Origin of the sequence: Nocardioides sp. NPDC092400, from assembly GCF_040684155.1 — a bacterium.
In the GTDB taxonomy this organism is placed as follows: Bacteria; Actinomycetota; Actinomycetes; order Propionibacteriales; family Nocardioidaceae; genus Nocardioides.
Map to the genome: position 1 here is coordinate 310,958 of NZ_JBFBFJ010000003.1, position 8,143 is coordinate 319,100.

Annotated in this window: 7 protein-coding genes; 3 read left to right on the forward strand and 4 right to left on the reverse strand. The window is 72.5% G+C overall.

Features of this window, described 5'->3' with window-relative positions:
* The first annotated feature begins 8 nt into the window (after window positions 1-8).
* Window positions 9-1,028 (forward strand): type IV toxin-antitoxin system AbiEi family antitoxin domain-containing protein, encoded by a 1,020-nt coding sequence (locus tag AB0N29_RS13245; RefSeq protein WP_364867330.1) that lies wholly within the window; start codon window positions 9-11, stop codon window positions 1,026-1,028.
* A gap of 174 nt (window positions 1,029-1,202) precedes the next feature.
* On the opposite strand, the gene AB0N29_RS13250 is transcribed toward AB0N29_RS13245, so the two are convergent.
* From AB0N29_RS13250 to AB0N29_RS13265, 4 genes are all read right to left on the reverse strand, one after another.
* Window positions 1,203-1,946, reverse strand: a complete 744-nt coding sequence (locus tag AB0N29_RS13250; RefSeq protein ID WP_364867332.1) for a succinate dehydrogenase/fumarate reductase iron-sulfur subunit — start codon at window positions 1,944-1,946, stop codon at window positions 1,203-1,205.
* Window positions 1,943-3,985: a fumarate reductase/succinate dehydrogenase flavoprotein subunit gene (locus AB0N29_RS13255; RefSeq protein ID WP_364867333.1), complete on the reverse strand. Its 2,043-nt coding sequence runs from the start codon at window positions 3,983-3,985 to the stop codon at window positions 1,943-1,945. Before AB0N29_RS13255 ends, AB0N29_RS13250 begins: the two co-directional genes overlap by 4 nt.
* A 12-nt stretch (window positions 3,986-3,997) precedes the next feature.
* Entirely contained in the window at window positions 3,998-4,699 is a 702-nt protein-coding gene (locus AB0N29_RS13260; protein WP_302267913.1) for a succinate dehydrogenase cytochrome b subunit, read from the reverse strand.
* 116 nt (window positions 4,700-4,815) lie between these two features.
* The gene (locus AB0N29_RS13265) at window positions 4,816-5,886 is read right to left on the reverse strand and encodes a glycosyltransferase (protein WP_364867336.1); all 1,071 of its coding nucleotides are present in this window, start codon (window positions 5,884-5,886) and stop codon (window positions 4,816-4,818) included.
* A gap of 165 nt (window positions 5,887-6,051) precedes the next feature.
* Between AB0N29_RS13265 and AB0N29_RS13270 the strand changes: the two genes are divergently transcribed.
* Together AB0N29_RS13270 and AB0N29_RS13275 are read left to right on the forward strand one after the other, a co-directional pair.
* Window positions 6,052-7,803 carry a methylmalonyl-CoA mutase family protein gene (locus AB0N29_RS13270; protein ID WP_364867338.1) on the forward strand — a complete coding sequence of 584 codons (1,752 nt, stop codon included), beginning with the start codon at window positions 6,052-6,054 and terminating at the stop codon, window positions 7,801-7,803.
* The coding region (locus AB0N29_RS13275; protein WP_364867340.1) for a methylmalonyl-CoA mutase family protein at window positions 7,800-8,143 on the forward strand (344 nt) is incomplete at its 3' end. The genes AB0N29_RS13270 and AB0N29_RS13275, both read left to right, overlap by 4 nt.

An 8,143-nucleotide genomic window follows, 5' to 3' on the forward strand; every position in this document is an offset into this window, starting at 1 on the left:
ATGCAGTCATGATGCTGCCGCCCGGTCACCCGTTGTTGACTCCGGTCCGGCTCCGCAAGGAGCTGGTCGCCGAGGGCTACGACGACCGGGCGATCCGCCGGCTCACGCGCGATGGGGCCCTGCACCGCGTGCGCCACGGCGCGTACGTCGCGGGGGAGCGGTGGCGTGGGCTCGACCCGGCCGGGCGGTACGCGGTGCTGTGCCGTGCGGTCCAGCGACAGGCGAAGAGCCGCCTGGTCCTCTCCCACGTCTCCGCGCTTCCTGCCTTCGACGCGCCGCTGTGGGGGCTGGACACCTCCGTGGTGCACGGAACCCGCCTCGACGAACGCGCCGGACGGAAGGAGGCGGGCGTGCAGCAGCACTCGGGGCTGCTCCTGCCCGGCGACACGGACGAGGTCGACGGGCTCGCCATCACCAGCGCCGTCAGGACCTGCCTCGACGTGACGATGACGGCGCGGGCCGATGCCGCTGTGTGCGTCGTCAACCACTTCCTACGGGCCGGGCTCGTCACCGCCGACGAGCTGAGGGCGCGGTACGAGTCCGACGCGACGGTGCCGCGCGGTGTCGATGCTCATGCATCCCGGAGAAGTGTCGGCATGGCGCACTGGCCGGGGAGCCTCCGTACCGACCTGGTCCTGCGCATCGCGGACGGCCGGTGCGAGTCGGTGGGCGAGAGCAGGACGCTCCACCTCCTGGCGGTGCACGGCCTGCCGCGGCCTGAGCTGCAGCACGAGGTGAGGGACGGATCCGGGCGCCTGGTGGCCCGGGTGGACTTCGCCTGGCCCGACCGCGGCGTGTTTCTCGAGTTCGACGGGAGGATCAAGTACGGCGCACTGGCTCCCGCAGGCGAGTCCGCGGTCGACGTCGTTCTCCGCGAGAAGCGTCGAGAGGACCGGGTGCGCGAGGCCACCGGGTGGCTGTGCATCCGGGTGACGTGGGCCGACCTTGCCGATCCTGGCCGGCTTGCCGACCGGATCCGCGCAGCCTTCTTCGCTGCCCGCGCCGCCCGTGCGGGACGTCCTGCCTGACGGGCCCATCGCGTCGTACATGTCAGGGAATACCGGTACACCTCAGGGGACGCATTCCCTGAGAAGCGCCGGAATCCCCGGGGGACCGGGGAATCCTGCAGCCCCCAGCGACGCACGAACGGCCCCCACCAGAAAGGCGGAGGCCGTCGTACGACGCGCGAAGGAGCGGGACGCTCAGCGACCCTGCTTGAGCGCGGTGCGCAGGTCCTTGTTGAGCTGGGAGATCACGTCGAGCGGGATCTCCTTGGGGCAGGCGGCGGTGCACTCGCCGATGTTGGTGCAGCCACCGAAGCCCTCGGCGTCGTGCTGGCCGACCATGTTGACGACCCGGTCGTAGCGCTCCGGCTGGCCCTGGGGGAGCTCGCCGAGGTGGGTGATCTTGGCACCCATGAACAGCGAGGCCGAGCCGTTGGGGCAGGCCGCGACGCAGGCGCCGCAGCCGATGCAGGTGGCGACGTCGAAGGAGCGGTCGGCCCTCTTCTTCTCCACCGGCGCCGCGTGGGCGTCGGGGGCGGAGCCGGTGTTGGCCGAGATGTAGCCGCCGGCCTGGATGATCCGGTCGAACGCGCCGCGGTCGACGACCAGGTCGCGCAGGACCGGGAAGACGTCCGAGCGCCACGGCTCGATCGTGATGTCGTCGCCGTCCTTGAACGAGCGCATGTGCAGCTGGCAGGTCGTGGTGACCTCCGGGCCGTGGGCCTGGCCGTTGATCATCAGGCCACAGGTGCCGCAGATGCCCTCGCGACAGTCGGAGTCGAAGGCGACCGGCTCCTCGCCCTGCTCGTTGAGCTGCTCGTTGAGCACGTCGAGCATCTCGAGGAAGCTCATGTCCTCGGAGACGCCGTCGAGCTCGTACTTCTGCATCGACCCGGCCGACGCCGCGTCGCGCTGACGCCAGATGTTGAGGGTGAGTCTCACTTGTAGCTCCGCTGCTTCATCTCGATGGCCGTGTAGATCAGGTCTTCCTTGTGCAGGACGGGGAGGCCGTCCTCACCGCTCCACTCCCAGGCCGCGACGTAGGCGAACTCGTCGTCGTGGCGCAGGGCCTCGCCGTCCTCGGTCTGGGACTCGGCGCGGAAGTGGCCGCCGCAGGACTCGCGGCGGTTGAGGGCGTCGATGCACATCAGCTCGCCGAGCTCGATGAAGTCGGCGACGCGGCCGGCCCGCTCGAGGCTCTGGTTGATGCTCTCGTTGGTGCCCAGGACCTTCAGGTTGGTCCAGAACTCCGCCTTGAGCTCGCGGATCAGGTCGATGGCCTTGCGCAGGCCCTCCTCGGACCGCTCCATGCCGCAGTACTCCCACATGATGTTGCCGAGCTGCTTGTGGAAGGAGTCGGCGCTGCGGGAGCCGTTGATGGAGAGGAACTTCTGGATCCGCTGCTCCACGTCGGTGCGAGCCTCCACGACCGCCGGGTGGGCCTCGTTGATCTTCTCGAACGGGCCGTCGGCGAGGTACTCGCGGATGGTGTTCGGGAGCACGAAGTAGCCGTCGGCCAGACCCTGCATGAGCGCCGAGGCGCCCAGGCGGTTGGCGCCGTGGTCGGAGAAGTTGGCCTCGCCGGTGACGAAGAGGCCGGGGATCGTCGACTGCAGGTGGTAGTCGACCCAGAGGCCGCCCATCACGTAGTGGACCGCCGGGTAGATGCGCATCGGCGTCTCGTAGGGGTCCTCGCCCGTGATCCGGGCGTACATGTCGAACAGGTTGCCGTACTTGGTCTCGACGGCCTTGCGACCCATCCGGCCGATCGCGTCGGCGAAGTCGAGGTAGACACCGCGACGGACCTGGGTCTCCTGGCCGTCCGCGCCGACCTCGGTGACGGCGGGGCCGACGCCGCGGCCCTCGTCGCACATGTTCTTCGCCTGGCGCGAGGCGATGTCGCGGGGGACCAGGTTGCCGAAGGAGGGGTAGATCCGCTCCAGGTAGTAGTCGCGGTCCTCCTCGGGGATGTCGCGGGGGTCCTTGTCGCAGTCCTCGGCGCGCTTGGGCACCCAGATCCGGCCGTCGTTGCGCAGCGACTCCGACATCAGCGTCAGCTTCGACTGGTGCGCGCCCGAGACCGGGATGCAGGTCGGGTGGATCTGCGTGTAGCAGGGGTTGGCCATGTAGGCGCCCTTGCGGTGCGCGCGCCACGCGGCGGTGACGTTGGAGCCCATCGCGTTGGTGGAGAGGAAGAAGACGTTGCCGTAGCCGCCGTTGGCCAGCACGACGACGTCCGCGAGGTGGGTCTCGATCTCGCCGGTCACCAGGTCGCGGGCGATGATCCCGCGGGCCTTGCCGTCGGCGACGATGACCTCGAGCATCTCGTGGCGGGTGTACTGGGTGACCGTGCCGGCCGCCACCTGGCGCTCCATGGCCTGGTAGGCGCCGAGCAGCAGCTGCTGGCCCGTCTGGCCGCGGGCGTAGAAGGTGCGGGAGACCTGCACGCCGCCGAAGGAGCGGTTGTCGAGCAGGCCGCCGTACTCGCGGGCGAACGGGACGCCCTGCGCGACGCACTGGTCGATGATGTTCGCGCTGACCTCGGCCAGGCGGTAGACGTTCGACTCGCGCGAGCGGTAGTCGCCGCCCTTGACGGTGTCGTAGAAGAGACGGAACGTGGAGTCGCCGTCCTCCTTGTAGTTCTTGGCCGCGTTGATGCCGCCCTGGGCCGCGATCGAGTGGGCGCGGCGCGGGGAGTCCTGGTAGCAGAAGGACTTCACGTTGTAGCCGGCCTCGCCGAGCGTGGCGGCAGCGGCGCCGCCGGCCAGGCCGGTGCCGACGATGATGATGTCGAGCTTGCGGCGGTTGGCCGGGTTGACCAGGCGGTTGTCGAAGATGCGCTGGCTCCAGCGCTGGCCGATCGGACCGGTCGGGGCGACGGGGTCGATCAGCGGGTCGCCGGGCGTGTAGTAGCCGCGCGCGTCGTCGGAGACCTGCTGGGAGGGCTGGTTGAGGGGCGAGGTGCCCTGGGCGGAGGCCATGGTGCGCCTTCCTTACTTCTCGATGATGCCGGCGAGGACGGACAGGGGGACGAGCGAGAAGCCGCCGGCGATCACGACCGCGAGCACCCAGCCGGCCTGCTTGGCGCGGGCGCGGGAGGAGGCGGTGTTGGTGAAGCCGAGGGTCTGGATCGCGCTGAACGTCCCGTGGTGCAGGTGGAAGCCGAGCGCCAGCATCGCCAGCAGGTAGATGACCGTCATCCACCACACGTCGAAGGAGTCCACCATCAGGTTGTACGGGTCGTCGGTCGGCCCGCCGTCGGGGTTGACCTTCGGGACGGTGAAGTTCAGCAGGTGCCAGACGATGAACAGCAGCAGCGCCAGGCCGCCCCAGCGCATGGTGCGCGAGGAGAGCGAGGAGTGCTGGTTCTTCTTGACCTGGTACTTCACGGTCCGGGCCTTCGCCGCGCGGCGCCACAGCGCGTACGCCGAGGCGACGTGCGCGATCAGCGCGACGATCAGCAGCAGGCGCATCACCCAGAGGAAGCCCTCGTGGGGGAGCAGCGGCTCACCGAACTCCCGCAGGTGATGGGCGTACTCGTTGAACGCGTCGTGGCCGGCGAACGCCTTGAGGTTGCCGTACATGTGCGCGAGCACGTAGCCGATGAAGACGAGGCCGCTGACGGCCATGACGAGCTTGAGCGCCACGGTGGAGCGCGTCGCGCGCGCCCCCTTGACGAGGGTCGGGGTTGCCACGAGGTGTCACGCTACCTCTCGGTACCGGCGCGAGGTGGCGCCGGGCGTGTGACATATGCCTTGTTACCCGCGGGTCAGGAACTCCCGGGTGCGCTCGAGCGTCGTCCCGGGGTTGGTCACCGCACGGCAGGAGCGGTCGTACGCCGCGTGGCGAGCGGCACCAGGTGCTGCTCGAGCAGCTCGTCGACGGCCTGCGTCCACGACCGCTCGAGCGCGAGCTCACGGCCCCGCGCGCCGAGCAGCGCGCGCCGGGGGTCGCCCGCCACGACGGCCACCGCGCGGGCCAGCCCGTGCGGGTCGCCCGCCGCGTGCAGGAGACCGGTCTCCAGCGGCCGGACGACCTCGCGCGCACCGCCGGAGCGCGGTGCCACGACCGGGACGCCGCTGGCCCCCGCCTCGCGCAGCGCGTGGCAGCACGTCTCCTCCTCTCCCGGGTGGACCAGGAGGTCGAGGCTGGCCATCGCGACCGCGAGGTCGCCGGGGCCCAGGGCGCCGGTGAGCTTCGCGCCGGGGAGCCGCGCGGCCAGCCAGTCGCGCTGCGGGCCGTCGCCGACGAGCACCGGCCGGATGCCGGGCACCCGGGCGAGGCCGGCCAGGCGGCGCACGCCGTGCCGCTGGTGCAGCCCGCCGACGTACCCGACCACCACGAGCGGCCCCGACGCCGACCGGGCCCGCGCCCAGCGGTCGTGCAGCCAGGGGTCGCGCAGGGCCGGGGTGAAGGCGGCCGTGTCCACGCCGGGCAGCCACAGCCCGGCGTCGATCGACGCCTCGGCGAGCCGCTCGACGGACCACGCCGCGGTCACGAGCACCCGGTCGGCGCGCTCGGCCACCCGGGTCCGCCAGCGGTCGAGGACGGGGACGGGGAGGGCGTCCTGCTGCACGACGAGGCTGGGTACGCCGAGGCGCCGGGCGTGCTTGAGCGCCTTGCGCCCGAGGGTCCCGGGCGAGACCACGTGGACCACGTCCGGCCGGAACGCCTCGAGCGAGGCGCGGACCTGGGCGCCGGGACGCTCGAGCGTGCCCACCCGGTCGACCCGGCACCCGCGGTAGTCACCGAGCCCGGGGGCCGGCGCCACCAGCCGCACCTCGTGCCCGAGGTCCACGAGCCGGTCGACCGTCGCCTTGACCGTCGTGGTCGTGGCGTCGACGGCGGGGTAGTAGGTCTCGGTCACCACCGTGATCCGCATGCACCCACCGTGGCGGCAGCGGGTGACGACCGCCCGGCGCCGACGTGCACGGCGGGTGAACGGTGTCGTCGCGGCGGGAGCGGGAGCGTCCATCCGGCCAGCGGGACCCGTCGAAAACGTCACACTCGGTGGTCACCGTCACGCCACGTCCTTATCGTTCGCACCATGACGCAACCCCAAGGCGCGGTGGAGGGCGGCCTCGACGAGCCGGCCGAGCTGGAGCCGGAGCAGGGCACGCTCGACCTGGCCGGTGACGAGGACCGCTGGACGGTCCAGGACTGGGAGCAGGCCGCCGCCGCGGTGCTGCGCAAGTCCCGCCGGCTCAAGGACGAGGACCCCGACGACGCGGTGTGGGCCAAGCTCACCCGCACCACCCTGGACGGCATCGAGGTCACGCCCCTCGGCACGCCGGCGCTGCTGGAGGGGCTGCGGACCGCGGGCCGCCCGACCCGCGTCGGGCCCTGGGACGTGCGGGCGCACCTCGGCGGGACCGGGGTGCCGGCGAAGCAGGCCAACGAGGAGGCGCTCGTCGACCTCGACGGCGGGGTGGCGTCGCTGTGGGTGACCGCCGACGCCGGCACCGACCTGCCCGCGCTGCTCGCGGGCGTCCTGCTCGACCTGGCCCCGGTGGTCCTCGACGCGCCCACCGCGCCGGTCGCCGTGGCGGAGGCGTTCCTCGCCCACCTCGGTGGCACCACCCCGGCCGACGGCACGAACCTCGGCGCGGACGGCCGGGCCGACGAGGACGTCCTCGTCGCGGTCGCCCGGCTCGCCCTGGACCGTGGCGTCCTCGGCGTGGTCGTCGACGCGACCGTCGCCCACGACCTCGGCGCCTCGGACGCCCAGGAGCTCGGCTACTCGATGTGGGTCGCCGCCCGCGTCCTGCGCGTGCTCACCGGCGCCGGCATCGGGCTCGACGAGGCCGCCGGCCTGCTGGAGTTCCGGTACGCCGCGACCGACGAGCAGTTCCCGACCATCGCCAAGCTCCGCGCCGCGCGCCGGCTGTGGGCCCGCGTGCTCGAGCTGAGCGAGGCCGCCCCGGCCGAGCAGCGCCAGCACGTGGTCACCAGCCGCCCGATGATGAGCAAGTACGACCCCTACGTGAACATGCTGCGCACCACCGTGGCCGCGTTCTCCGCGGGCGTCGGCGGGGCCGACGCCGTCACCGTGCTGCCCTTCGACAGCCCCCTGGGCCGCCCCGACACCTTCGGGCGCCGGATCGCGCGCAACACCTCCCACCTCCTGGTCGACGAGGCGCACGTCGCCAAGGTCGCCGACCCCGCCGGTGGCGCCTACGCGGTCGAGAAGCTGACCGACGACCTGGCCGTCGTGGGCTGGGACGTGCTGGGCCGGCTCGAGTCGGGGGAGTCCCTCGACGACGCCGTGGCCGAGACCGTCGCCCGCCGCGAGCGCGAGGTCGCGACGCGCAAGCGCCCGATCACCGGGCTCACGGAGTTCCCGAACCTCGCCGAGCAGCTGCCCGCGCGCACGCCGGACCCGGCCGCCGACGCGGTGCGCCGCTACGGCGCGGCCTTCGAGGAGCTCCGCGACGCCCCCACCGCCCGGCCGGTCTTCCTGGCGACGATGGGCACGGTCGCGGCGCACACCGCGCGCGCGACGTTCGCGACGAACCTGCTGGCCGCCGGCGGCATCGCCGTCGAGGTCGCCGGCCCCACGGCCGGCGTCGAGGAGGTGGTCGCGGCGTACACCCGCGGTGACCGCAGCCCGGTCGTCTGCCTGGCCGGCTCCGACGCGGCGTACGACGAGTGGGCCGACGCGCTCGTGCCCGCCCTGCGCGAGGCCGGCGCGGGCCACGTCGTCGTCGCCGGCAAGCCGCGCGACGGCGTCGACGACTCCTGCGCGATGGGCGTCGACGCCCTCGCGTTCCTGACCCGCACGAGGGAGCACCTGTCATGACGGTCCCGAAGAGCTTCGCCGGCCTGCCGCTGGACGGGGGCGCGGGCGCGCTGTCGTCCCCGGCCGCGGCCGAGGCGTGGACCTCGCCCGAGGGCATCGACATCCTGCCGATGTACACCCGCGAGGACGTCGCCGGCCTGGACGCGCTGGACACGCTGCCGGGCCTGAGCCCGTTCCTGCGCGGGCCCTACCCGACGATGTACACCACCCAGCCGTGGACCATCCGGCAGTACGCCGGCTTCTCCACCGCCGAGGAGTCCAACGCCTTTTACCGCCGCAACCTCGCGGCCGGCCAGAAGGGCCTCTCGGTCGCCTTCGACCTCGCGACCCACCGCGGCTT

Bases quoted from the DNA above. Each gene is read 5' to 3' on its own strand.
- AB0N29_RS13255 (WP_364867333.1), bottom strand. From the start codon at position 3,985: ATGGCCTCCGCCCAGGGCACCTCGCCCCTCAACCAGCCCTCCCAGCAG.
- AB0N29_RS13265 (WP_364867336.1), bottom strand. From the start codon at position 5,886: ATGCGGATCACGGTGGTGACCGAGACCTACTACCCCGCCGTCGACGCC.
- AB0N29_RS13270 (WP_364867338.1), top strand. From the start codon at position 6,052: ATGACGCAACCCCAAGGCGCGGTGGAGGGCGGCCTCGACGAGCCGGCC.
- AB0N29_RS13245 (WP_364867330.1), top strand. From the start codon at position 9: ATGATGCTGCCGCCCGGTCACCCGTTGTTGACTCCGGTCCGGCTCCGC.